The organism is Streptomyces sp. NPDC005017 (assembly GCF_042873115.1).
Taxonomy (GTDB): Bacteria; Actinomycetota; Actinomycetes; order Streptomycetales; family Streptomycetaceae; genus Streptomyces.
This window is the reverse complement of sequence record NZ_JBIALD010000016.1, coordinates 169474-195077: the sequence shown is the minus strand read 5'-3', so window position 1 is coordinate 195077 and position 25604 is coordinate 169474. Positions and strand designations below refer to the sequence as shown.

Here is a 25604-nt window from a genome sequence, read left to right as displayed (position 1 = left end):
TCGACATCTCGAAGCGTGGAGAACGGCCGCCTCCGCTGTCCCGGGAAGAACCGCAGATCAGCAGGTCGGGTGACCTGCGACGTTAAACGTCAAGCTCAGTCCGGGCCGGGCTCCTCCCGCGCCGCCTCCAGGGCGCCGTAGCGCAGATGCGACTCGGCCTCCTGGGCGAGGCGGCGCAGTGCGAGCAGGGCGGGTTCGAGCAGGAAGGTGAGCAGGACGGCCTGCTCCGCCTTCTCCAACGGGTCCAGCGGGGCGCGCAGTTGGTCGAGGTCCAGCGCGGCGATGCCGTGGACCAGCCGGGCGTAGGGGAGGAGGAACCGCCAGTCGTAGTCCATGCCGAGGGAGCGCAGGGTGAGCAGGGTGTGGTCGAGGACCTGGCGGGCGGGGTTGTGCTCGGTGACCGACCAGCCCAGTTCGGCGAGCAGGGCGTCGGTCTCGGAGTCGCCGGGCGGGGTCTCGCAGAGGGCCTGGCCGCCCGGGTCGGTGCCCAGCGGCCACATGCCGGACACCAGGCCGAGCAGGGTGTGGACGTCGGTCTGTTCCTCCGTGACGGCGTTCACGACGTTCTTCGCGGCGCTGACGGACAGTCCGCGCACGCCTATCAGCGCGCGGACCAGCTTCAGCCTGCGCACGTGCTGTTCGTCGTACTCCGCCTGGGTCGCGGCCGTGGGCCGGCCCGGTGGCAACAGCCCTTCGCGGAGGTAGTACTTGATGGTCGCGACGGGGACGCCACTGAGTCGGCTCAGTTCCTTGATGCGCACGGGTTTTCGCTCTTCCCTGGCTATTGGGTAGTGCCACTGTCTAAACTGGATAGTGTGACTCGCCAGTTGGGGAGGCGATGTTATCGCGCCCGTGTCCGTACGCGGTAGAGCGGTCGTCATACCCCCCGAGCGAGGGGTTGTCGCACCCTCCCCTGCGAGCGCACTCTGAACACCCGGCCCGGAGAAGCCCCCGCCTCCGGGCCGGGTTCCTTTCTGCCGCGCGACCTCGCCGGTCGTAGCGGCTGTCGACTCACCACATGCCTCAGGGGCCGCCCGGACGTACCGGGCGGCCCCTGAGGTGGTGACCTGCTGCCGGACCGGCCTTCCGGCCCGGTCCGCGTGGTGGTGACGCGGTGTCAGACGGACTTCACGGTGCGGTCCTCGCCGATCGGCGCCGCGTCCGCGGTCTGCGCCGGGACCGCGGCGGCCGACGGCCGTACGACGAGCAGGACCAGTACACCCGCCAGCAGCGCGGCCACACCGCTCGCCAGGAACGCCTGGTCCAGTCCGGCGGCGTAGGCGTCCTCCACGACCTTGCCCGCCGCGTCGCGGGCACCCGCGGACACCTCGGCGATCGCGGCCGAGGGCTGGCCCGCGGTGACGAGTCCGGCGGCCTCGTCGGCGTCGCGGAACAGGCCGCTGTCGGTCAGCCGTGTGGCGACCGTGGCGGAGATGATCGCGGCCACGGCCGGGATGCCGAGCGCGAAGCCCAGCTGGCGGAAGGTGTTGGCGGCACCGCCCGCCATGCCCGCCCGGTCGGCCGGCGCGGACGCGAGGGCGGCCGAGGCGAGGATCGGCGAGGCGATACCGACGCCGATGCCGGTGACGATGAAGCCGGGCAGCAGCGCGATCCAGCCGGAGGAGCCGGTGACCGTCATCTCCAGCAGCGTGCCGCCGCCGATCAGCAGCAGACCGCCGCCGATCGGGATGTGCGGCGGCACGTTCGACAGGAACCGGCCCGCGAGGCCCGCCGCGACGAACGACATCCCGCTCAGCGGCGTCAGGATCAGACCCGCCTTCACCGGGCTGTAGTCGAGCACGGACTGCGCCCACACCGAGACGAACACCAGGTTGGCGAAGGCGGCCGCGCTGAACACGGCGGCGCCGAACATCAGACCGCCGAAGGACGGTGAGCGCATCAGGCCCAGGTCCAGCATCGGGTCCCGCCTGCCGCGCTCCACCAGCACGAACAGCAGCAGCGCGACGACGGTGCCGCCGAACAGCAGCAGGGTGCCGGTCGCCGTCCAGCCGTCCTCGCCGGCCCGGATCAGGCCGTAGATCAGCAGCGTCGAGCCGAGGGTGAAGGTGAGGGTGCCGGGCAGGTCGAGGCGGCTGTGCGGGCGGGTGGCCGGACCGGCGAGGTGTCTGACGCCGAGGAACAGGGCGACCGCGGCGACGGGCAGGTTGACGAGGAAGATCCAGCGCCAGTCGAGGTGCTCGGTGAGCAGACCGCCGATGATCGGTCCGGCCGCCGCGGCGGCGCCGTTGACCGCGCCCCACAGGCCGAACGCGATACCACGGTCACGGCCCTCGTAATTGCCCGCCAGGAGCGCGGTGTTGGTGGCGAACATCGCCGAGGCGCCGAGGCCCTGCACGGCCCGTGCCGCGATCAGCATCTCGCTGCTGGCCGCGAGGCCGCAGGCCAGCGAGGCGGCCGCGAACACGGCGAGACCGGCCAGGTACACCCGGCGCGAGCCCTTGATGTCCGACAGCGAGCCGAGCGCCATCAGCAGCGCGGCCAGGACGAGCACATAGACGTCCACCACCCACTGGAGGGAGGTGAAGGACGTGTCCAGCGAGTCGGTCATCGACGGCAGCGCGACGCTGACGATGGTGACGTCGACCAGAAGCATGAAGGTGCCGAGGCACACGGCCAGCAGCGGCATCCATTTGCGCATGGAAGGCCTCTCGGAGCGGAGGTCGGAGCGCGGCGGGGGCACGAGAACGGCGGGCCGGCGCTCCACACGGCAGGGAAGAGTGCGCGGGGCGGGCGGGCAGTGCTGTGCGGAGAGCCCGGCCCACCCCAGTTAGACAGTGACTAATAGCCTACAACACCGTCTTAGACACTGACCAATAGGCTAGGGTTGGATCTCCCCCCTCTCTCTCAGAGCCGCCACACACCCGGCCCCGCCCGGGTGGTCCACAGCGTGAGGTAGTCGCCATGTCGCAGACGACGTCCCGCCGCAGGTCCCGCGCCTCGGCAGGGTTGCCGCCGATCACAGCGGACAAGATCATCGAGGCCGCGACGGAACTGACCGCCGAGCAAGGCCTCGACGGCTGGTCGATCCGCCAGATCTCCACCAAGCTCGACGTCTGGCCCGGCGTCGTCGCCCACCACGTCGGCGATCGGGAAGCCGTCGTCATGGGTGTCGTCGACCGGGTCATCTCCAGAATCCCGGTGCCCGACCGGCAGCTCCCCTGGCGGGAGTGGTTCAGCGCCCTGATGATCGAGGGGCGCGGCGTGCTGCGCGCCTATCCCGGCGTCGCGCGCCGGATGGTCGTGGTGGGGCCCAACGTCCCCGCCGCCCTGCCGACCATCGACACCGGGATCAACGTGCTGCAGGCCGCCGGCTTCGGCGAGCAGTCCACCCTCATCTACCGCTACCTGCTGAACAGCGCCTTCATGCTCGTCGCCGTCGAGGACGACCGGGCCAACTTCCCCACCGCCCGCGTCGACATGCACCGCACGATGGCCGCCTTCGCCGACGACCAGGCCCGGCCCGGTCTCGCCGCGGCCGGCGCCGAGGCACTCAGCCAGGTCCGCGACCCGGCCGAACTCGCGCAGGAGGAACTGCGGTTCTTCCGCTTCACGGTGGAGCGCTCGCTGGACGGCGCCGAGGCGATGCTCGGCGGCGGCCGCTGAAACGGCGAGGGGCCGGACCCAAGATCGGGGTCCGGCCCCTCGCCCGCTCCGCTGTGCGGGTGGCCGCCTCGGCCGCCGCGCGCCGGGCCCGTTCCGGCCGCGGCAGGCGGCACGGCGTCGGTGGTCCGCCGTGGATCCGACGCTCGTCGTCCAGCACGATCGAGGCCACACCGGTGCCTCGGCCGCCGTCCTCGCCCCGACCGGCCGCACCCGGTCGTCGTCGGCGAGGACGGCGGCAGCCCGGTGGCGCCGGTCAGTGCGCCATGTCCTGCTCCTGCTCGCCCGCGTGCGCGGCCGTGAGAAGGTCCCCGAGGTGACCGGCGATCGCGCTGACGGTGGGGTGGTTCCACAGCAGCGTGGCCGGCAGGGCGACCCCCAGGTCACGCTCCAGCGCCACCCGGATCGCCGCGGCGAGCAGCGAGTCGACGCCCGCCTCCGTCAGCGGCCGGTGCACCGAGACCGCGTCCGGCTGCGCGCCGAGCACGTTCGCCACCCGGCGCCGCACCTCGTCGAGCAGATACGCCGACAGCTCCTCGCCGTCCAGCTCCATCCAGTCCGGCACCTCGGCGGGCTGCGCCGAGTCGTCCCGGGCCAGCTCGGAGAGCAGCGCGGGCCGCGGACCGGTGTGCCCGCGCAGCAGCCCCAGCACCGCCACCACCGCGCCGGAGGGAGCCGCGGCCGTCTGGTCGAAGGCCCGCAGCGCCTGGTCCGGGGCGATGTCGCAGGTGCCGCGCGCGGACAGCTCCATGTCCGTGGCCTGGGCGGCCGTGGCCATGCCCATGCCGCGCCAGCTCGTCCACGCCAGGGCCACCGACTCGGTCGCCCCCGCCGCCCTGCGGTGCGCGGCCAGCGCGTCCAGGTAGGCGTTGGCGGCGGCGTACGCGCCCTGGCCGGGCAGACCCAGCAGCGGTCCCGCCGACGAGAACAGCACGAAGAAGTCCGTCGAGCCGGGCGGGAACAGCTCGTGCAGGACCAGCGCGCCGTCGACCTTGGGCCGCATGACCGCGCGGACCGCGTCCTGCTCCAGCTGGTGCAGCAGCGCACTGTGCACCGTACCGGCGGCGTGCACCACACCCCGTACCGGCGGCAGGTCGAGCGCGTCCAGTGCGGCCTTCACGGCGGCCGCGTCGGTGATGTCGGCGGCGACCGTGCGCACGGTCACCCCCGCCGCCTCCAGCCGGCGCAGCGCGTCGACCCGCGGGTCGCCCTCCGCCCACTCGGCGCGCGGCGGGACCGGCGTACGGCCCAGCAGCACGATCCGGCGCGCACCCCGCGCGGCGAGATGGCCGGCCAGCTCCAGACCGAGCACACCGAGACCACCGGTGACGAGGTACGTGCCGTCCGGGCGGCAGGCGAACTGCGCCCCGTCCGCGGCCGGTTCGGCGGGCAGCAGGCGCACGGTGTGCACCTCGCCGTCCACCACCGACAGCACCGGCTCGGCGGGCCGCAGATGCAGCAGCGCGAACAGCGGCTCGACGGGAAGCTGCGACCAGGGCTGGGCCGGCAGGTCGACGACACCGCCCCAGAAGTCGGGGTGCTCGCTGGCCGCGACCCGGCCCAGGCCCCACAGCGGTGACCCGGCGAGCGAGGACGCGTCCGCGCACTCGCGCACCCCGCGCGTCAGGCACCACACCACCGGCTTGCGGCCGGGCAGCGCGGCGATCTCCGCCATCAGGCGCACGAACTCCGTCGCCACCTCGGCCGGTTCGGCGCTGTCGGGGGCGTAGAGGACCTGGTCGGCCTCCTCCAGCCGGCGGCGCGAGACGCTCACCGTCACCCCGCGCGCGGCGGCCTCCGGCACCAGCGCGCACGCCAGCTCCGTCGGGCCCAGCACCAGCAGCGTGCCACCGGGCCGGTTCGAGTGCGCGGAGGTGTCCAGCGGGAAGGGCTGCCAGACCGGTTCGAAGCGCTCGGCGCCGGTGCGCTGCTCGTCGGACAGGTCGCCGTCGAGCTCGCCGTAGCGCAGCCCGCGCAGCGTCACCACCGACTCCTCGCCGTCGGCCTCGCCGCGTACGTCCACATGCACGGTGAGCGGCCGGTCCGGGTCGAGCCGTACGTCGATGACGGCGGTGCGCGGCGCCGGGCCGCGGCGGGTGACCTGGTCGATGTACGCGGGCATCCGCAGCACGGCGGGGCCGGAGAAGATCACCGAGGCCATGGACAGCGCCGCGTCGAGCACCGCCGCCCAGGTGGCGTCCCGGTCGGCGCGCACCGACGCGGTGAGTGTGCCGTCACCGCTGTACAGCTCCTCGATCGTCCACGGGTAGCCCATGTCGGCCACACCGAGCTGGGCGAGCCGGTCCACCACGTGGTCGGGGTCGAGCACGTCGGAGGCGCCGGTCGGGCCGAGCGGTTCGGCCGGCGCGGCCGAGCGGTCCCCGAGGGTGGCCGTGGTGTGGGTGAGCCAGGCGTTGTCGGGCGAGCCCAGCGCGCGCGAGACGAGCCGCAGTCCGCTCTCGTCGGACACGATCTGCACCTGTCGGGTGTCCTCCTGCGGCACCACCACCGGCTGGCGCAGATGGACGTCCGTCAGGGTGTCGGTGCGGCCCGCCGTGAAGAAGGTGTTCAGCAGCACGGTCGCCGGCACGATCTCCGTGCCCAGCACCGGGTGCCGGCGCGGGTACGGGCGGGTGCGCAGGTCGAGCGTGGTCTGCCAGACCCGTACGTGCGAGCCGTGCACGGCCGCCTCGGTGCCGAGCAGGGTGTCCTGCGGCGAGGGAGCGTCGAACCGGCCGTCCACCCAGTGCCGTTCGTGGCGCCACGCCGTGGTGGGCAGGTCGGCGAGCGCGCCGCCGGACTGGAGCACGGCCCAGTCCACGGGCACGCCGTGGCAGTGCAGCCGGGCCAGCGAGGTCAGCAGCGTCAGCCGCTCCGGCTTGTTCCGGCGCAGCGACGGCACGACCAGCGCGTCGCCCGCGCCGCCGAGGGTCTCGGTGATCGAGTGGCTGACCACGGGGTGCGCGGACACCTCGAGGAACAGGCGGTGCCCGTCCTCGACGGCCGCCCGCACCGCCTGGTGGAACCGGACGGCGTTGCGCAGGTTCCCGGCCCAGTAGCGGGCGTCCTGCGGCAGTCCGGCGCGCGGGTCGTCCACCGCCGTCTGGTACAGCGGCACATTCGGGGTGCGCGGCTCCAGATCGGCGACCGCGGCGGCCAGTTCACCGCTGATCAGGTCCATCTGCGGGCTGTGGAAGGCCACGTCGGAGTCGATCCGGCGGACGGTCCAGCCGAGCTCCGCCCACTGCTCGGCGGCCTCGTCCACCGCCGGGATGTCACCGGCGACCACGGTCGAGGCGGGGGCGGCGGCGATCGCCGCGCACAGCGCGTCCGTCGCGCCGATGCGCTCCCGGACCTCCTCGAACGGCCGGTCCACCATGATCATGGCGCCCTGGCCGGCCACCTTGCGCAGCAGGGCCGAGCGGCGGCACACCAGCCGCGCCCCGTCCTCCTCGGTGAGCGACCCGGCGGTGACCGCCGCGGCGATCTCACCGACCGAGTGACCGATGATCGCGGCCGGCTCCACACCGTGGCGGCGCCACACGGCGGCCAGACCGATCTGCACGGCGAACAGCATCGACTGGATGATGTCCACCGAGCCGAGGTCACCGCCGGTGAGCACCTCGCGGGGCGTGACGCCCAGCTCCTGCGCGAAGACCGGCCCGAGCCGGTCGATCGCGGCGGCGAACACCGGCTCCCGCTCCAGCAGTTCACGGCCCATGCCGGACCACTGGGCGCCGTGCCCGGAGAACACCCACACCGGCCGCTCCGGGCGCCCCGGGAACTCCCCGGTGACGACCCGCTCGTGTGCCTCGCCGTCGGCCAGCGCGGCCACCGCGGCGGCCAGTTCCGTCTCGTCCGAGGCCAGGACGATCGCACGCGCACCCAGATGGGCCCGGCGGTGGGCGAGGGTGTGGCCGAGGTCGGCCAGCGAGTGCGCGCCGAGGGAGTCCCTCAGCCGGGCGGCCTGGGCGGCGACGCCCGGGGCGGTCGCCGAGGAGACGGGGAAGAGCAGGGGGCCGACGGCCTCGGCGCGCTCGCAGGGGGCCTCGGCGGCCTCGTCCACCGGGGCGACGGCGTCGGGCGCCTGCTCCAGCACGACGTGCGCGATCGTGCCGCCGTAGCCGTAGCTCGCCACACCCGCGCGGCGCGGACGCCCGGTCTCGGGCCACGGCGTCGGCTCGGTCACGACACTCAGTCCCGAGGTCTCCCACGGGATGTCCCGACGCGGCCCCTCCACCGTCACGGTGGGCGGTATCAGGCCGTGGTACATCGCGAGCGCGGTCTTCACCAGGCCCGCGACTCCCGCCGCCGCCTCGCAGTGACCGATGTTGGTCTTCACCGAGCCGATCAGGCAGGGCTGTCCGGCGCCGCGTCCGGCGCCCACCACCTCGGCCAGCGCCGACGCCTCGATCGGGTCGCCCACCCGGGTGCCCGTGCCGTGCGCCTCGACGTAGTCCACCTCGGCCGGGTCCACGCCCGCCGCGGCGTACGCCTTGCGCAGCAGGTGCGCCTGAGCGGCGGGGCTCGGCGCCATGATGCCGTCGGTGCGGCCGTCCTGGTGCACCGCGCTGCCGCGGATCACCGTGATGACACGGTCGCCGTCGCGGCGGGCGTCGGACAGCGTCTTGAGGACGACGACCGCGCAGCCCTCTCCGCGGCCGTAGCCGTCGGCCGCCGAGTCGAAGGCCTTGGAGCGGCCGTCGGGCGAGATGGCGCCCGCGTGGTCCAGGACCGTCGTCAGACCCGGGCCCGCCATCAGCATCACACCGCCCGCGAGCGCCACCGGCGTCTCCCCGGCGCGCAGCGCCGCGCACGCCTGGTGGATCGCCACCAGCGAGGACGAGCAGGCGGTGTCGACCGCGACGGACGGGCCGCGCAGGTCGAAGGTGTAGGAGATGCGGTTGGGCACCCCGCACAGCGAGGAGCCGATGCCGGTCCACGCCTCGACGCCCGGCAGGTCCTCCAGCAGGCGCCGGCCGTAGTCGTCGGTGCCCACGCCGATGAACACGCCGGCGTCGCTGCCGGCCAGCGCGGGGGCGGGGATGCCCGCGTGCTCCAGGGCCTCCCAGGCCACCTCCAGCGCGAGCCGCTGCTGCGGGTCCAGCTGGCGGGCCTCGGTGGCGGAGATGCCGAAGAAGGAGGCGTCGAACCCGGCGATGTCCTCGAGGAAGGAGCCGTGGTCGGTGACCCGGGAGAGCACCGCGGCGTTCTCCCGGGACTGCGCGCGCTGCGGCGCCCAGCGCTCCTCGGGGACCGGGCCCGACACGTTCACCGCGTCGAGCAGCAGCCGCCACAGGGCGTCGGGGGAGTCGGCGCCGGGCAGGCGGCAGCCGATGCCGACCACCGCGATCGGCTCGGCGGCGTTCGACGGCTGAGGGTTGAGGTCGTTCATGGCGTCACCGCTCACGGGTCGGCGTCGGCCGCTGTCGGCGACGCGGGGAAGGCAGGGGGCGCGGGAGAGGAGGGCGCTCAGGCATACATGACCGCCTTGTCCCAGTCCTCGCCCTCGGCGAAGAGATAGCGGGCCTTGAGGATGTCGCGCTGCGCGGTCAGGGCGGAGGCGGGCACCAGGGTGCCCAGCGGAAGCGCGGTGATGCGGTGCGGCACACCCAGCTCGCGGTCGACGGCCGCGCCCAGTTCCTTGGCCGCACGCTCACGCACCGCGTCGGGGGCCTCGAACTCCAGGACCACGGCGTCCCGTTCGGCCCTCGCCCGCCAGAACAGCACCTCGTACTCGGCCGGGAGGGAGAAGACCAGCTCCTCCAGCTGCTGCTGGGTCACCGAGGAGGAACCCACCGGGTGGGCGGTGCCCGCCCGGCCCAGGACCCGCACGGTGGGCAGCAGCCAGCCGCAGCGGCACGGCGCCTCGGACACCTCGACCTCGTCGGCGAGGTTGTAGCGCAGCAGCGGCATCGCGTCGCGGTACAGCGGCGTGACGACGATCTGGCCGCGCCCGGTCGGGGACAGCCTGCCGGTGGCCGGGTCGTACACCTCGAACACCGCCCGGTCCGCCCACAGATGCAGCACTCCCTCGGGGCACTGCCCGGCGATCGTGCCGGTCTCCGTGGAGCCGTACTCCTCGACCAGCGGGATGCCGCCCCAGACCTCGCTCAGCCGCCGCCTGCGCACCTCGGTGAGCGGCTCGGCGGCGGTGAAGAACGCGCGCAGGTGGGGGAAGTCGTGCTCCGGGCGCAGCCCGGCCGCCCGCGCGGCGGCCGCGAGCATGGCGATCTCGGTCGGGTTGCACCAGACCAGCGTCACGTCCAGGGAGCCGAGCACCCGCACCATGCGGGACAGCGGGGTGGCGAGCGAGCGGGCGTCGCCGGGGACGACGGTGGCCCCGCGCAGCCGGCCGGCCGCCTGGGCCAGATGCCCGGTGATGACCAGCCCGTAGGGCGTGCGCACCAGGAAGGTGTCGGACGGGCCGATGCCCACCCACTTGCGGGCGAAGCGTTCGGCGAGGTCGGTCCAGTCGCCGTCGGTGTAGTAGGAGGCGGTCGGCTCACCGGCCGTGCCGCTGGACTCGTGGTAGGTGGCAAGCTCCTCGCGGGGCACGGCCAGCATCCCGAACGGGTACTGGCCGCGCAGGTCCTGCTTGGTCGTGAGCGGGACCTCGGCGAAGTCGTCGGCGGAGCGCGGAACCTCACGGCCCTCGTAGCGGGCTGAGTAGAACGGCGAGCGCAGCGCCTGGGCGAGCACCCGCGGCAGCTGGGCCCTCTGAAGCTGTGCGAGTTCGGCGGGACTCGACCAGTCGCCCTGCTCCGGACGCGACGTGGACATGACTGCTCCCCTCGTGGATGCCTGACCGCCGACGGGGACACGGCTCGGCGGGATCGCGGCCAGCACAACATCCGGGGCGCGCGCGGATCGCGAGTAGTGGCTACTTATTCGGGCGGCCACGGGCCTCCCGCGCAGGCCGTGGGCGGGTTCCACCCACGAGCCGGGGCCGCGGGGCGGTCGACCGGATGAGTACCGGCCACTCATGAGCGACGGCCACGCGTGATGTTGTGCTGGCGCCCAGGCATCCCCTGCCGCTTGCACACGGATCGAGCCAGAAGGAGTCGGCGCGATGAGGACTGCGCACCTGTACCTCGCCGGGATCGGCAGTCATCTGCCGCCCCTGTTCCCGGCCGAACAGGCGGTCGCGGAAGGCCTGTACGACGAAGGGGCCCGGGAGGCGTCGGGCATGGTCTCGGCCGCCGTCAGCGAGTCCACCCCCGCGCCGCAGATGGCGATCGAGGCCGCCCGGGCGGCCCTGGCGGACTCCGGGCACGGTCCGGACGACATCGGCGTCCTGCTGCACAGCTACACCCACCACCAGGGCCCCGACGGCTGGTCCGCGGTGCACTACATCCTCAACAACACCGTGGACCGGCCCGTCCCGGCCGTCGAGGTCAAGCAGGGCTGCCTCGGCATGATCGCCTCCCTGGAGATCGCCGCGAGCCGGCTGATCGCCAACCCCACCCATGACGCCGCGCTGATCACCACCGGCGACAACTACTCCACCCCGGGCGTCGAACGCTGGCGCGCCTCGGGCCTGTTCGTGCTCGCCGACGCGGGCTCCTCGGTCGTGCTCTCGCGCCGCTCCGGCTTCGCCGAACTGCTGGCCGTCGGCTCGCTGTCCGACTCCTCCATGGAGATCCTGCACCGGGCCGGCGAGGAGCTGTTCCCGCCCGGCGTCACCCGCGGCCGGGGCCTGAACTTCGCCGAGCGCGCCGAGAAGGTCCGCGAGCAGTGGGCCGAGGGCAAGGCCCCGCCCATCAAGAACTTCGGCGACCGGGTCGCGGAGATCACCGAACGCACCCTGAAGGAGGCCGAGGTGACGTTCGACCAGATCACCAGGGTCTGCCACGTCGGCATGGGCCGGCCCGCGCTGGAGGCGATGTTCCTGCTGCCGCTGGACGTGCCCGAGGAGAAGACGGTCTGGGAGTACACCAGCACCGTCGGACACACCGGTGCCGCCGACCTCTTCCTCGGCCTGGAGCACGTCTGGCGCACCGGACAGGTCGTCCCCGGCGACCACGTCCTGCTGATCGGCGCCAGCACCGGCATGGAGGCCGGCGCGGCCGTCGTGCGCATCACCGAGCCCGCCCCGGAAGCCGAGTAGGAGCCCGTGATGCTCGACGGATGCACCCCCTGGCCCGAGGACGTCGCCCGGCACTACCGCGACCAGGGCGTCTGGACCGGCGAGACCCTCGGCGGTGTGCTGCGCGACCTGGCCGCCCGGCACGGTGACCGCACCGCGCTCGTGCACGGCGAACGCCGCGTCTCCTACGCCGGACTCGACCGCTGGGCCGACCGGCTGGCCCACGGCTTCGCCGCCCACGGAGTGAACGCCGGCGACCGGATCGTCGTCCAGCTGCCCAACGTGCCGGAGTTCGTGGCCATCGTCTTCGGCCTGCTGCGCCTGGGCGCCAAGCCCGTGTTCTCGCTGCCCGCCCACCGCTCCACCGAGATCACCCACCTGGTGGAACTGAGCGGCGCCGTGGCCTACGTCGTGCCCGAGACGCACCGCGGCCACGACCACCTGGAGCAGGCCCGCCAGGTGCGGGCCGGCACCGGCACCCTGAAGTCCCTGTTCGTGCTCGGCGAGAGCGCCGAGGGGTTCGTGTCGATCGCCGAGGTCGAGGCGGCCGCCCCCGAGACCCCGGCGCCGCTGCCCGAGCCCGACCCGGCCGACGTGGCGTTCTTCCTGCTGTCCGGCGGGACGACGGCCCTGCCGAAGCTGATCCCGCGCACCCACGACGACTACGTCCACATGTCGCGCCGCGCCGCCGCGGTCTGCGAGTTCACCGAGGACGACGTGTATCTCGCCGTCCTGCCCATCGAGTTCAACTTCGCCTTCGGCTGCCCGGGCGTCGTCGGCATCCTCCACGCGGGCGGCACCGCCGTCCTCGCCGACACCCCGAACCCCTCCGACTGCTTCCCGCTGATCGAGCGGTACGGCGCCACCGCCACCGCGATGGTCCCCTCCATCATGGCGCTCTGGCTCGACGAGGCCTCCTGGACCGACGCCGACCTGTCCTCGCTGCGGCTGGTGCAGGTCGGCGGGGCGCGCATGCTGCGCGAGTTCACCGAGCGGATCGAGCCCACGCTCGGCGCGAGGCTCCAGCAGGTGTTCGGCATGGCCGAGGGGCTGCTCACCTTCTCCCGGTCGGACGACCCGGACGAGTCGGTGCTCACCACCCAGGGCAGGCCGGTCTCCGAGGCCGACGAGCTGCGGATCGTCGACGACGAGGGCCACGAGGTGCCGGCGGGCACCGTGGGCGAGCTGATCACCCGCGGCCCCTACACCCTGCGCGGCTACTACCGCGCCCCCGAGCACAACCGCCGCGTCTTCACCGAGGACGGCTTCTACCGCACCGGCGACCTGGCCCGGCTGACCGAGGACGGCGACCTCGTCATCGAGGGCCGGATCAAGGAAGTCATCATCCGCGGCGGCGACAAGATCAACGCCGGGGAGGCCGAGGAACTGCTGCTGCGCCAGCCCGGCATCACCGCCGCCGCCGTGATCGGCGTGCCCGACGAGTTCCTCGGCGAGCGGATCTGCGCGTTCCTCGTGGCCGAGGGCGACGAGATCCCCCTCGCCGACATCAAACGGGCCGTGCACGCCCAGGGCGTCGCCGAGTACAAGCTGCCCGACGTCGTGCGCTACGTACCCGAACTGCCCCTGACCCCGCTCGGCAAGGTCGACAAGAAGGCGCTGGCCGCCTCGGCCGCGGCCGGAGAGAAAGGCTGACGTGGACACCATGACGCCGCCCACCGAACACGAGCTGCGCGCGATCCTCGCCCCCGTGCTGGGCATCGAGCCGCGCGCCATCGACCCCGACACCAGCCTCGTCGTGCTGGGCATCAGCTCGCTGGAGGTCATGCGCCTGGTCAGCCGCTGGCGCAAGCAGGGCGTCCGGGCCGACTTCGAGGCGCTCATCGGCGAACCCACCCTCAAGGGCTGGCTCGCCCACTTCGAGACGCTCACCGGGCCCGAGAACAAGGGCGCCGAGGACACCGCCGCGGGGGAGAGCCGATGAGCACCCTGCTGATATCCGGCGGCACCGTCTACACCGCCGACGCCCAGGAGTCCGTGCACGCCCGCGGCGCCGTCCTCGTCGTCGACGACCGGATCGTGGCCGTCGGCCCGGCCGCCGAGGTCGAGCGGGCCGTCGCCGCCCTCACCCCGGAGCAGCGCGGCGACCTGCGCACCCTCGACGCGAGCCGCATGATGGTGCTGCCGGGCCTGGTCAACGACCACTGGCACGAGATGTTCGCCATGGGCTTCCCGCTGCGCGGTGCCCTGCGCCCGGTCTCCGACCGCGAGGACCAGGTCGCCTTCCTCGGCGGCGGCGGCAGCATGTACGAGGTCTCCGCCACCTTCGACCGCTTCGACGACCTGATCGCGGGCCTCACCCCGGACGAGGCCCAGGCCGTCGCCGAGTACTCGATGTGGACCCAGCTGCGCGGCGGTGTCACCACCCTCGGCGACATGGGCTCCCTCAACCGGCCCGCCTCGATGGTCGCCGCCGCCCGCAGGCTCGGACTGCGCTTCTCCGCCAGCACCTGGGCGAGCGACGCCGTCTGCTCCGCCGACGCCACCGGGTTCCGGCGCACCCGCGACGCCGACACGATCCTCGCCGGTGTCGAGGAACTGCTCGGCCAGGTCGCGAAGGACACCACCGGCCGGCTGCGCTGCCGCCCCAGCATCGCCTACGTCACCAACATGACGGACGAACTCGCCACCGGTATGGCCGAGCTGATCGCCCGTCACGATCTGGCGTTCGCCACCCATGTGGGCGCCCTGCGCCACGAGGCCGACGTCCTGCGCGCCCACTACGGCGCAACCGGACTGCGCCGCCTCGCCGAACTCGGCCTGGTCGACGAGCGGCTGACCGCCGCGCACGCCGCGTTCCTCGACGACGACGAGCAGAAGCTGATGCTCGCCGGCCACGCCCACATCAGCCACTCGCCCGCCAAGTACGGCCCCTCCGGCGAGTCCGCGGTCACCGAGACCGGGGTCGTGCCCGCCCTGCGCCGCGCCGGACTGGACGTCTCCCTGTCCACCGACGGCTCCTCGCTGCCCAACGCGGGCATGGCGGAGGCCATGCGCGCCGCCTGGCAGATGTACAACGAGCTGAGCGCCGACCAGACCGAGGTACGGCCCACCGACGCCCTGGCCATGGCCACCCGGATCGGCGCCAAGGGCCTGCGCTGGGACGACCAGGTCGGCAGCCTGGAGCCGGGCAAGCAGGCCGACCTGGTGCTGATCCCCACGGACGACTACCGCTATCTGCTCAACTCCCGCCCGCTGGAGAGCTTCCTGTGGCTCGGCGGGTCCGCGGACGTCGACACCGTCATCGTCGGCGGCCGCACCCTGATCTCCGGCGGCAAGGGCGTCGAGGCCGACGAGAACGGGCTGCGCGAGCGCTACCTCGAGGCCCTGCGCGGCTTCACCACCCGCGTCCTGCGCGTCCCCGACGAGGTCGTCGGACGTGTCCTCGGGCAGGTGTCGCGATGACCGCCCTGGTCACCGGCGCGGCCGGCGGCATAGGCACCGAGATCGCCCGTGCCATCGCCGCCTCCGGTGCCCCGGTCGCCCTGCTCGACCGGGACGCCGACGCACTCGGCGAACTCGCCGAGTCCCTGGAGGCCGACGGCCGGCGCGTGCTGCCGGTCCCCGTCGACGTCACCGACAGCGCCCAGGTCGACGCCGCCGTCGCCAAGGCGGAGGCCGAACTCGGGCCCGTGGAGCATCTGGTGAACGCCGCCGGAGTGCTGCGCAGCGGCCCCGCCGGGGACCTCAGCGACGAGGACTGGAACACCACCTTCGCCGTCAACGCCACCGGTGTCTTCCACACCAGCCGTGCCGTGGCCCGGCTGATGGTGCCGCGCGGGCGGGGCGCGATCGTCACCGTCGCCTCCAACGCGGCCGCCACCCCGCGGATGTCGATGGCCGCCTACTCGGCGTCCAAGGCGGCCTCCGCCATGTTCACCAAGTGTCTCGGCCTGGAACTGGCCGCCCACGGCATCCGCTGCAACGTGGTCGCCCCCGGCTCCACCCGGACCCCCATGCTGACCGCCCTCCAGGGCGACGCGGCCGAGCGGGCCTCCATCGACGGGGTGCCCCGGGACTACCGGGTGGGCATTCCCCTCGGCCGTATCGCCGAGCCCGGGCACATCGCCGACGCCGTCCTGTTCCTGCTCTCCGAGCGAGCCGCCCACATCACGATGCACGAGCTGACCGTCGACGGCGGAGCGGCACTGGGCGTCTGACCGGCGGCCCAGGACCCGGGTTCCACCACCGGGCCTTCGGCACCCGGACCCCGACCGGGGCCGCCCCCGGACCTCTCGGACCCTGACCCGACCAGGCCCGGGAGCGGCCCCTCCCGCCCCCGCCGCCCGTCCCCACCCGGAAAGGACCCCACGTGGCGATCGCGCCGATCGACCCGTACCCGATGCCGTCCGCGGCCGAGCTCCCGGTGAACACCGTCTCCTGGTCCGTCGACCCGCAACGGGCCGTGCTGCTGGTGCACGACATGCAGCACTACTTCCTCGCCCCGTTCGCCGAGCACGCCCGGCCCCGCACCGACCTGATGGACAACGTCGTCGCCCTGCGCGAGCGCTGCCGGGCCCTCGGCGTACCCGTCGTCTACACCGCCCAGCCCGGCGGCATGAGCGACGAACAGCGCGGCCTGCTCAAGGACTTCTGGGGAGCCGGGATGTCCGCCGAACCGGCCGACCGCGAGATCCCCGGCCCGATCGCCCCGCGTTTCGGCGACACCGTCCTGACCAAGTGGCGGGCCAGCGCCTTCCACCGCACCGGCCTGCTCGACCTGCTGCACGAGCAGGGCCGCGACCAGCTCGTCATCTGCGGGGTCTACGCGCATGTCGGCATCCTGCTCACCGCCTGCGACGCGTTCGCCCACGACATCCAGCCGTTCGTGGTCGCCGACGCCGTCGCAGACTTCAGCCCCGAGTACCACCACATGGCGCTGGAGTACGCCGCGACCCGGTGCGCCGTCACCCAGCCCACCGCCACCGTCCTGCGGTCGCTGACCGCGGCGGCGTTCGCCGGCGCCGGAGGCGCGTGATGAACACGCTGGAGGAACTCGTGCGCACCGGGGGCCCGTTCGCCCTGCTGCACCGTCCCGAACGCGGCACCCCCGGCCATGTCGACCTGCTGACGGGCGAGTTCACCGAGGTCGCCACCACGCACGAGCTGCCGGTGCCCGACTTCGGCGACCCCGACACCCACGAGGTCCTCGCCGTCCTGCCGTACCGCGTGGTCGGCGAGCGCGGCTACGAGCACCACGGCGACGACGACGCCAAGGAGCCGCTGCTCGCCCTGCGCGTGCGCGGCCAGGAACAACTGCCCGTCGCCGAGCTGCTCGACCGCGTCCTCGCCTGGCCCGTCAGCACCGGCGAGGGCAGCTTCCACCCCGACGACGAGGCGTACGGGGACCTGGTCCGCCGGGTCCTCGCCGAGGAGATCGGCCGCGGCGAGGGCGCCAACTTCGTCCTGAAGCGCAGCTATGTCACCGAGATCCACGACTGGTCCGTGCGCACCGCGCTCGCCCTGTGGGGCCGGCTGCTGCGCGGCGAACCGGGCGCCTACTGGACGTTCCTGATCCACACCGGCACCCGTACGTTCATCGGCGCCAGCCCCGAGCGGCACGTCAGCCTCGACGACGGCGTCGCGGCGATGAACCCCATCAGCGGCACCCACCGCTACCCGCCGGGCGGCCCCACCGAGGAGTCGGTGCTGTCCTTCCTCGCCGACGCCAAGGAGACCAACGAGCTCTACATGGTCCTCGACGAGGAACTGAAGATGATGAGCCGCGTGTGCGACACCGTGCGCGTGGTCGGGCCGAACCTCAAGGAGATGGCCCATCTCGCCCACACCGAGTACCACATCGTCGGCACCACCACCCGCGACGTCCGCGACATCCTGCGCGAGACACTGCTCGCCCCGACCGTGACCGGCAGCCCCGTGGAGAGCGCCTGCCGGGTCATCGCCCGCACCGAGCCCATCGGCCGCGGCTACTACTCCGGCGTCGCCGCGCTCATCGGCCGCGACGCGGCCGGCCGCCGCCGCATGGACTCCGCCATCATGATCCGTACGGCGGACATCGACGCCACCGGCCGTATGGACCTCGGCGTCGGCGCCACCCTCGTCCGTGACTCCGACCCCGCCAAGGAGGCCGCGGAGACCGCCGCCAAGGCCGCCGGACTGCTCCGCGCCCTGGACCGCACCGGCGGCACCCCCGCACCCCCCGGGGCCGCGCTCGGCGGCCTGCCGCGGGTGCGCGAGGCCCTGGAGCGGCGCAACGCCCCCCTGGCGCCCTTCTGGCTCGGCGCCGCACCCGCCCGGCCCGCGTCCGGACAGAAGCTGCTCATCGTCGACGCCGAGGACACCTTCACCTCGATGTGCGCGCTCCAGCTGCGCAGCCTCGGCCACGAGGTGGACGTCCGCCGCTTCGACGAGCCGTACCGCATCACCGGCTACGACCTGGTCCTGCTGGGCCCCGGTCCCGGCGACCCGCGCGAGCGCAGCCACCCGAAGATCGCCCATCTGCGCGCGGTCACCGGCAGCCTGCTCGACCTGCGCATCCCGTTCGTCTCCGTGTGCCTGAGCCACCAGGTGCTCTCCGGGCTGCTCGGCCTGGACCTGCGCCGCCTGCCGTTCCCCAACCAGGGAGTGCGCCGCACCATCGACCTCTTCGGCGCCCCCACGCCCGCGTACTACTACAACACCTTCGCCGCGCACAGCGACACCGGGCTGCTGGACAGCCCGCTGTGCCCCGGCACCGTGGAGGTCGCCCGCGACCCCGCGACCGGTGAGGTGCACGCCCTGCGCGGCCGCGGCTTCGCGTCCGTGCAGTTCCACCCCGAGTCTGTGATGACCCGTCACGGCACGGAGATCCTCGACACCCTGGTCACCGGCGCACTGGCACCGGTGCCGCACGAAGCGGAGCTCTTCGCGTGACCACTGTGGCCGACCTTCCCGACGCCCATCTCGTGCAGAGCTGGCGTGCGCTGCCCGCCCGCCAGCAGCCCCCCTGGCCCGACCGCGCCGCCCTCGACGCGGCCGTCGCCACCCTGGAGGCCAGTCTGCCGCTCGTCGTACCCCGTGAGTGCGACCGGCTGCGCAGCCGGCTCGCCGAGGTCGCCCGCGGCGAGGCCTTCCTCGTCCAGGGCGGCGACTGCGCCGAGTCCCTGGACGCCGTCAACGCCACCTCCATCTCGCTGACCTCCGGTCTCCTGCAACAGCTCGCGACCGTCCTCGGCTACGCCCTGTCCCGCCCCACCGTCACCGTCGCCCGCATGGCCGGCCAGTACGCCAAGCCGCGCTCCAAGCCCACCGAGGTCCGCGACGGCGTCGAACTCCCCGTCTACCGGGGCGACATGGTCAACGGTCACGCCTTCGACGCCGCCGTCCGCACCCCCGACCCGCACCGGCTGGTCCGCGCCTATCACGCCTCGGCCGCCACCCTGAACCTCGTACGGGCCTACGGCAACAGCGAGTCGGCCGGATACGCCCACGCTCTGGAGGGCGTCCTCGCCTTCGCCGGGTCCGGCCCCGCCGCCCGGTACCGGACGCTCGCCCGGGGCATCGCGGGAGCGGGCGGCTTCACCGGCTCCGGCGGCTGGCACACCCCCGGCGAACTGTTCATGTCGCACGAGGCCCTGCTCCTGGACTACGAGGCCGCGTTGACGCGCGTCGACCCCGTGACCGGACACCCGTACGCCACCTCCGGCCATCTGCTGTGGATCGGCGAGCGCACCCGCCACCCCGACGAGGCGCACGTCGACTACTGCGCCCGCATCGCCAACCCGCTCGCCGTGAAGGTGGGCCCCTCCGTCTCCGGCGACGAACTGCTGCGCCTCGTCGACCGGCTCTCGCCCGACAACGAGCCGGGCCGCCTCACCCTGGTCTCCCGCATGGGCGCCGGCCGCGTCCGCGAGGCGCTGCCCGCCCTGGTGGAACGCGTCGTCAAGGAGGGCCGGGCCGTCGCCTGGGTCTGCGACCCGATGCACGGCAACACCGTCACCGCGCCCACCGGCCACAAGACCCGCCGTTTCACCGACGTCCTCGACGAACTCATGGGCTTCTTCGAGGTGCTGGGCTGCGCCGGGGCCCACCCGGGCGGAGTGCACCTCGAACTCACCGGCGACGACGTCACCGAGTGCGTCGGCGGCGGCATCGGCCTCGAGGACCTCGACAGCCGCTACCTCTCGCTGTGCGACCCCCGGCTCAGCCGCGAGCAGTCCCTGGAACTCGCCTTCCGCCTCGCCGAACGGCTCACCACCGGGGGCGCGTCGTGATCACCGGCGTCCTGACGGGCGCCCCCACGGCGCCCGTCCCGGTGGGCACCGCCACCGTGCCCGGCCCGGTCACCACGACCGGGCTGCTCGCGGGCATCCTGCCCGCCGGGGCGGCGACGGCCGAGACGCGGGCCGGTGAACTCCCCGACAGCGAACTCTTCCCGGAGGAACGGGCCTTGATCACCCGGGCCCTGCCCAAGCGGCGGGCCGAGTTCACCTCCGGCCGCGGCTGCGCGCACCGGGCGCTGGCCGGACTCGGTCTCGCGCCGGTGCCCGTCCTGCGCGGACCCAAGCGCGAGCCGCTGTGGCCCGCCGGGGTCACCGGCAGCCTGACCCACTGCCACGGCTACCGCGCGGCGGCCGTCGCCCGGCAGTCGGACTACGTCTCGATCGGCATCGACGCCGAGGAGGACAAGCCGCTGCCCGAAGGGGTGGTGGACCGCATCGCCCTGCCCGCGGAGCGCGCCCAGCTCACCCGGCCGGGCGGCCCGCACTGGGACACCCTCCTGTTCAGCGCCAAGGAGAGCGTGTACAAGGCCTGGTTCCCGCTGACCGGCCGCTGGCTCGGTTTCGAGGACGCCTACCTCACCCTCCACCCCGGCGGCACCTTCGAGGCCCGTCTCCTGGTCGACGGCCCCGTCCGCGGCTTCCAGGGCAACTGGGTGGCCCGTGACGGCCTGCTGATCACCGCGATCGCCCACTCGGCGGCCCAGCGCCGCTGACCGCGCGACACCACACGCACGACGGCCGCGGGCACCCCGGACCACCTCCCCGCGGCCGGCCCCCACAGCCGTCCGGGCGCCTCCGGGCGGTGCGTACGATCGGCGCGTGACGATCACCTACGAGTGGCGCGGCGACGTCGACGACGACTCCCTCGACGCCCTGCACACGGAGGGCTTCGGCGGCCCGCCGGGCGGCATCGCCTGGCGCGCCCGGCTCGAGCGGCACAGCCTCGGCTGGGTCTGCGCCCGCGCGGACGGTGCCCTGATCGGCTTCGTCAACGTCGTCTGGGACGGCGGAGTCCACGCCTTCCTGCTGGACACCGTCGTCGCCGTACCCCACCGCTCCCGCGGGGTCGGCGCCCGGCTCGTCGCCCCAGGGTCCTTCTGATGGATCTCCGCGGCGTCGCGACGCCCGGCACGCACCCTCCGCACCGCACGCCGATCGCACGCACCGAACGCCGCTCCTTCTCCCACGGAGATCCATCAGAAGGACCCTGGCCGCCGAAGAGGCCCGCGCGGCCGGCTGCCGCTGGCTCCATGTCGACTTCGAGGAGCGGCTGCGCCCGTTCTACCTCGAGACCTGCGGCTTCCGCGAGACGGCCGCCGGGCTGATCCCTCTCTGACACCGGGCTGCTACTCCGCCCCCGGCCGCGCTTCCGCGGCTGGACGGGTGCGCCCTCGGCGTTTACTCTCCGACTCAACTAGTAAATTTATTGAGTACGTGAGCGAGGGATCATGCACCCGTTCCGCAAGGCCGTCGAGAACCGCGACTCCGCCGCCATCGAGGCGCTGCTCGCCGAGGACGTCGTGTTCACCAGCCCCGTGGCCTTCAAGCCGTACCCGGGCAAGGCGATGACCGCCGCGATCCTGCGGGGGGTGCTGCGGGTCTTCGAGGACTTCAGCTACGTCAAGGAGATCGCGAACCCCGACGGCCGCGACCACGCGTTCGTGTTCACGGCGACCGTCGCGGGCAAGCAGATCCAGGGCTGCGACTTCCTCCACTTCGACGAGGAGGGGAAGATCGACGACTTCATGGTGATGGTCCGCCCGCTGTCGGCGGCGCAGGCGCTGTCGGAGGCCATGGGCGCGCAGTTCGACAAGATCGCGCAGGAGGCGGCGGGCGGGTGACGGGTCGGGCGCCTGCCGGACCGGGGTGCCCCGGTTCGCGGGGCGCCCGGGTGCGGCCGGCCTTCCCCCGCCGGGCAGGGGAAGGCGAGCCGGGTGCGCGGTGGTCAGACCGCGTCGGAGAGCGCCGCGAACTCCTCGTCGGTGAGGGCGAGGGACGCGGCCCGGAGGTTCTCCTCCAGATGGGCCACCCGCGAGGTGCCGGGGATCGGCAGCATCACGGGCGAGCGGCGCAGCAGCCAGGACAGGGCGAGCTGCGCCGCGGTCGCCTCGTGCTGCTTGGCGGCCGCGTCCAACGGGCCTCCGGGGCGCGCCAGTCGGCCGGTGGCCATCGGGTACCAGGGGATGAACGCGATGTTCTCCGCCTCGGCGTAGGCGAGGACGTCCTCGGCGCCGCGGTCGGCGAGGTTGTACAGGTTCTGCACGGAGACGATCTCCGCGTGACCGCGCGCCTCCTTCAGCTGCTCGACGCTCACCTCGGAGACGCCGATGTGCCGGATCTTGCCCTCGTCCTGGAGCAGCTTGAGCTCACCGAGCTGGTCGGCGAGCGGCACCCGCGGGTCGACGCGGTGCAGCTGGTAGAGGTCGATGCGCTCCAGCCCCAGGTGGCGCAGGCTCAGCTCCACCTGCTGGCGCAGATACTCCGGCCGGCCCACCGGCCGCCAGTCGTCGGGACCGGACCGGGTCAGGCCGCCCTTGGTGGCGATGACCAGGTCGTCGGCGTACGGGTGGAGCGCCTCGCGGATCAGGCGCTCGCTGACGAAGGGGCCGTAGGAGTCGGCGGTGTCGATGAACGTCACGCCGAGTTCCACGGCCCGCCGCAGGACGCGTATCGCCTCGTCCGGGTCCTCGGGCTCGCCCCACACGCCGGGCCCGGTGAGCTGCATGGCGCCGTAGCCGAGCCGGTGGACGGGCAGGTCACCGCCGAGAGCGAAGGTGCCGGAAGCGGCGACGGGGCGGTCGCTGGAAGGTGAGCTCATGGTGGCGTTCCTTGTCGTACGGGCGGATGTCGACGGCCGCCGGTGAGCGCCGACTCGACGTCGCCCCCCGACGGGCCCGTCAGTCAGTCTGCGGGACACCCGGCCCGGTGGCGGCGAGACGGGGGCCCACCATGTCAGGTCGCCCGCCCGAAAGGCCCTCGGCAGGGGGCCGCCGTCTCGCCGGACCGGGCCGGTCCCGTCGTCAGGCGAGCTTCTTGAGGACCTCGGCCGCGAGCGGGGCGGAGGAGGCGGGGTTCTGGCCGGTGACCAGGTTGCGGTCGACGACCACGTTCGGCGCCCACGGCTCGCCGGCCCGCACGTCCACGCCGGCCTCGGAGAGACGGGTCTCCAGCAGCCACTTCGCCTTCTCGGCGAGACCGGCCTGAGTCTCCTCGGCGTTGGTGAACGCGGCGACCCGGTAGCCGGCGAACGCGTTGGAGCCGTCCTCCAGGGTGGCGGCGAGCAGCGCGGCCGGGCCGTGGCAGACCACGGCGAGGGGCTTGCCGGAGGCGAGGGTGTCGACGAGGAGCCTGCCGGAGGTGGCGTCGACGGCCAGGTCCTCCATGGGGCCGTGGCCGCCGGGGTAGAAGACGGCGTCGAAGTCTTCCGGGCGGGCGTCCTCCAGCCGGATCGGGGCGTGGAGCTCGGTGAACGAGTCCAGCGTCGCGGCGACCTTGTCGGCGTTCTCCTGGCCGCCGTTGACCTCGGGTGCGAGGCTGCCCTTGTCGACGGTCGGGACGACACCGCCGGGGGTCGCCACGACGATCTCGTGGCCGGCGGCCTTGAAGGCCTCGTAGGGGGCGGCGGCCTCCTCCGCCCAGAAGCCGGTGGGGTGCTGGGTGCCGTCGGCGAGCGTCCAGTGGGTGGCGCCGGTCAGCACGAAAAGGATCTTGGCCATGGTGTCTCTCTCGAGGGTGCGGGCCCGGTACGGGCCCGAGGGACGGGGCGGCACGCTCCGACGGTCCGCGGGATCCGATGTCCCGCGTCCGGACCGCCGGTGCGGCGATGTCCTCGAAGGTAGGCCGGTGATCCCCGGGTGACCAATGGGGAATCCGATGCCGGGCATCGGAATTCCGATGGATTCCACGGGAATACGCTTCGTGCGTCGCTGACCTGCGCAGATGCTACGGCCGACTGCGGGCCGGTGCGCCGAGGGGAGTACGCCGGTGGGGCGAGCGGCGACACGCCGACCGCCCGCACCCCTCGGCGGCCGGCCCCGCGGATCCCCCTCGGCGGGCCGGCCCCGCGGGTCCTCCTGGGCGGGTCGGTCCCGCGGGTTCACCTGGGCGGGTCGGTCCCGCGGGTTCACCTGGGCGGGTCGGTCCCGCGGGTCCCCTCGGCGGGCTGGCCCCGCGGGTTCACCTGGGCGGGCCGGTCCTGCGGGTTCACCTGGGCGGGCCGGTCCCGCGGGCCCACCTCGGCGGGTCGGTCCTGCTGGTCCACCTCGGCGGGTCGGCCTTGCGGGTCCACCTCGGCGTGCCGGCGCCGTACGGCCCCGGTCGCCTGCCCGTCACCGCCCCCGGCCGCCGCGCGGCGCGGGCAGCCGCCGCTCCCCGGGCGTGCCGTCGAGCAGCCGGGCGAGGACGAGCATCGTCTCCAGCCGGCGGTCGGTGCCGGGCAGGCAGTCCCGGGTCACCTCGGCGATCTGCCGCAGCCGGTAGCGGACCGTCTGCTCGTGCACGAACAGCCTGCGGGCCGTGGCCACCGCGTTGTCCCCGCTCTCCAGATACGTGAGCAGCGTGCGCAGCAGCGGTCCGCGGCGTCGCTCAGGCAACGACAGCAAGGGCCCCAGCGTCTCCGCCGCCACGGCGTCGAGCAGATCACCCGCCCGGGACGCCACCAGAGCGGCGAGATGGTCGGCGCAGTCCAGCGGGGCCGCCGAGGGCAGCAGACCCCGCAGCGTCAGGTCCACGGCGTGGCGCGCCCAGCGCAGCGAGTCCGCCGCGCGGGCGACCGGCACCGCCGGACCCAGCGCCGCCCCCTCCGTCCGCAGCAGCGGGAACGGCTGCCGGTCGCCCGGCAGGATCACGAAGGGCGCCTCGGGACGGTGGTGGGCCAGCGCCTCGTCCGGCAGCACGGCCCGCTCGGTGCGGGTGCCCGGCGGCAGCGCGAGCACGGTGACGGTGCCGGGCAGCGGCCACTTCGCCGCCTCCGCCAGGGCCGACAGCGACGAGAGGTCCATCGGCGGGTCCGCCACGAGCGCGTCCCGCAGCCGGGCCCGGCGCCGCCCCGGTAACTCCTGCCCGCCCTCCTGCTCGAACCCGCCGAGCGCGGAGTCGACCGCGGTCTGGATCAGCGCACCGGCGCTCTCGATCAGGAACTCCAGCGTCGCCTCGGGCCATCGCAGGCGGTACGCGTCCTTGATGAACCGCCTGCGGGCCACCTGCCCGGCCACGCCCAGGGCCGTCCGCAGGGTGTCGACCGAGTGCCCGGCACGGCTGTGCTCCGCGCCGATCCGCTGGTACAGCGCGGTCAGTTCGGCCGTCTGCGTGCCGCCGCCCGACGCCGGGCCGAGCGTGGCGAGGAAGAGGCGCACGGTGCGTTCCACGATCCGGCGCACGGAGAAGTCCGGTGTGTCGTTGAAGGCGTCGGCGTACAGCGGCAGATGGGCCGCCACCTCGTGTTCCATCTCCCGTACGGCGGCCGGGACATGGCGCCCGAGGAGCCGACGCAGTTCGTGCGGGGGCGGTGTGGCGGCGTAGGGCCGCGCCAGGGCGGTCGACGACATGGGCACGCTCCGGGGAGGACGGATTGTGGGGGCGTCATCGTGGAACGCCCGTGCCGTGTGCGCCAAGCCTTGCCCGGCCGGGACGGCCAAGACTGTCACCGCCCTGAC

The 25604-nt window shown here is 73.7% G+C and carries 18 protein-coding genes and 2 pseudogenes; 13 read left to right on the top strand and 7 right to left on the bottom strand.

All coding sequences use genetic code 11. The features are described 5' to 3' along the window. Window positions 1–95 precede the first annotated feature (95 nt). Complete coding sequence (locus ACFYR0_RS24475) at window positions 96–761, bottom strand: MerR family transcriptional regulator (protein WP_389331824.1); 666 nt, start codon at window positions 759–761, stop codon at window positions 96–98. 356 nt (window positions 762–1117) lie between these two features. Then, window positions 1118–2659 (bottom strand): MFS transporter, encoded by a 1542-nt coding sequence (locus ACFYR0_RS24470; RefSeq protein WP_389331821.1) that lies wholly within the window; start codon window positions 2657–2659, stop codon window positions 1118–1120. A 263-nt stretch (window positions 2660–2922) separates the two neighbouring features. Here ACFYR0_RS24470 and ACFYR0_RS24465 point away from each other — a divergent pair, with 263 nt between their 5' ends. Beyond that, entirely contained in the window at window positions 2923–3624 is a 702-nt protein-coding gene (locus ACFYR0_RS24465) for a TetR/AcrR family transcriptional regulator (RefSeq protein ID WP_389331818.1), read from the top strand. A gap of 253 nt (window positions 3625–3877) precedes the next feature. Here the strand turns inward: ACFYR0_RS24465 and ACFYR0_RS24460 are convergent, their stop codons facing one another. Continuing rightward, a complete protein-coding gene (locus tag ACFYR0_RS24460) occupies window positions 3878–9016 on the bottom strand; it encodes a type I polyketide synthase (protein ID WP_389331815.1) in 5139 nt (1712 codons plus the stop codon). 77 nt (window positions 9017–9093) lie between these two features. Further along, window positions 9094–10404: a phenylacetate--CoA ligase family protein gene (locus tag ACFYR0_RS24455; RefSeq protein WP_389331812.1), complete on the bottom strand. Its 1311-nt coding sequence runs from the start codon at window positions 10402–10404 to the stop codon at window positions 9094–9096. Between the two features lie 289 nt (window positions 10405–10693). Between ACFYR0_RS24455 and ACFYR0_RS24450 the strand changes: the two genes are divergently transcribed. From ACFYR0_RS24450 to ACFYR0_RS24395, 12 genes and pseudogenes are all read left to right on the top strand, one after another. Further along, entirely contained in the window at window positions 10694–11731 is a 1038-nt protein-coding gene (locus ACFYR0_RS24450; protein ID WP_389331809.1) for a ketoacyl-ACP synthase III family protein, read from the top strand. Window positions 11732–11740: 9 nt separating this feature from the next. Further along, the gene (locus tag ACFYR0_RS24445; RefSeq protein WP_389331806.1) at window positions 11741–13363 is read left to right on the top strand and encodes a (2,3-dihydroxybenzoyl)adenylate synthase; all 1623 of its coding nucleotides are present in this window, start codon (window positions 11741–11743) and stop codon (window positions 13361–13363) included. Window positions 13364–13373: 10 nt separating this feature from the next. Then, window positions 13374–13652 (top strand): phosphopantetheine-binding protein, encoded by a 279-nt coding sequence (locus ACFYR0_RS24440; protein WP_389331857.1) that lies wholly within the window; start codon window positions 13374–13376, stop codon window positions 13650–13652. Then, window positions 13649–15133 carry an amidohydrolase family protein gene (locus ACFYR0_RS24435; RefSeq protein ID WP_389331803.1) on the top strand — a complete coding sequence of 495 codons (1485 nt, stop codon included), beginning with the start codon at window positions 13649–13651 and terminating at the stop codon, window positions 15131–15133. Before ACFYR0_RS24440 ends, ACFYR0_RS24435 begins: the two co-directional genes overlap by 4 nt. Then, window positions 15130–15888: a 2,3-dihydro-2,3-dihydroxybenzoate dehydrogenase gene (locus ACFYR0_RS24430; protein WP_389331800.1), complete on the top strand. Its 759-nt coding sequence runs from the start codon at window positions 15130–15132 to the stop codon at window positions 15886–15888. The genes ACFYR0_RS24435 and ACFYR0_RS24430 overlap by 4 nt, the downstream gene beginning before the upstream one ends. Before the next feature lie 152 nt (window positions 15889–16040). Continuing rightward, entirely contained in the window at window positions 16041–16706 is a 666-nt protein-coding gene (locus ACFYR0_RS24425; RefSeq protein ID WP_389331797.1) for an isochorismatase family protein, read from the top strand. Beyond that, the gene (locus ACFYR0_RS24420) at window positions 16706–18601 is read left to right on the top strand and encodes an anthranilate synthase family protein (RefSeq protein WP_389331794.1); all 1896 of its coding nucleotides are present in this window, start codon (window positions 16706–16708) and stop codon (window positions 18599–18601) included. The genes ACFYR0_RS24425 and ACFYR0_RS24420 overlap by 1 nt, the downstream gene beginning before the upstream one ends. Beyond that, a complete protein-coding gene (locus ACFYR0_RS24415; RefSeq protein ID WP_389331792.1) occupies window positions 18598–19941 on the top strand; it encodes a 3-deoxy-7-phosphoheptulonate synthase class II in 1344 nt (447 codons plus the stop codon). Before ACFYR0_RS24420 ends, ACFYR0_RS24415 begins: the two co-directional genes overlap by 4 nt. Before the next feature lie 83 nt (window positions 19942–20024). After that, a complete protein-coding gene (locus ACFYR0_RS24410) occupies window positions 20025–20663 on the top strand; it encodes a 4'-phosphopantetheinyl transferase (RefSeq protein ID WP_389331854.1) in 639 nt (212 codons plus the stop codon). A gap of 106 nt (window positions 20664–20769) precedes the next feature. Next, window positions 20770–21036 (top strand): annotated as a pseudogene (locus ACFYR0_RS24405) (GNAT family N-acetyltransferase); the annotation flags it as partial. Window positions 21037–21157: 121 nt separating this feature from the next. Continuing rightward, a pseudogene (locus ACFYR0_RS24400) lies at window positions 21158–21286 on the top strand (GNAT family N-acetyltransferase); the annotation flags it as partial. 112 nt (window positions 21287–21398) lie between these two features. Beyond that, on the top strand, window positions 21399–21791 hold the full coding sequence (locus tag ACFYR0_RS24395) for a nuclear transport factor 2 family protein (RefSeq protein ID WP_389331789.1): 393 nt from the start codon (window positions 21399–21401) through the stop codon (window positions 21789–21791). Between the two features lie 104 nt (window positions 21792–21895). Here the strand turns inward: ACFYR0_RS24395 and ACFYR0_RS24390 are convergent, their stop codons facing one another. From ACFYR0_RS24390 to ACFYR0_RS24380, 3 genes are all read right to left on the bottom strand, one after another. Continuing rightward, window positions 21896–22768 (bottom strand): aldo/keto reductase, encoded by an 873-nt coding sequence (locus ACFYR0_RS24390; protein WP_389331787.1) that lies wholly within the window; start codon window positions 22766–22768, stop codon window positions 21896–21898. A 202-nt stretch (window positions 22769–22970) separates the two neighbouring features. After that, entirely contained in the window at window positions 22971–23666 is a 696-nt protein-coding gene (locus ACFYR0_RS24385) for a type 1 glutamine amidotransferase domain-containing protein (RefSeq protein WP_389331785.1), read from the bottom strand. A 612-nt stretch (window positions 23667–24278) separates the two neighbouring features. Beyond that, a complete protein-coding gene (locus ACFYR0_RS24380; protein ID WP_389331783.1) occupies window positions 24279–25496 on the bottom strand; it encodes a helix-turn-helix domain-containing protein in 1218 nt (405 codons plus the stop codon). Window positions 25497–25604: the final 108 nt, after the last annotated feature.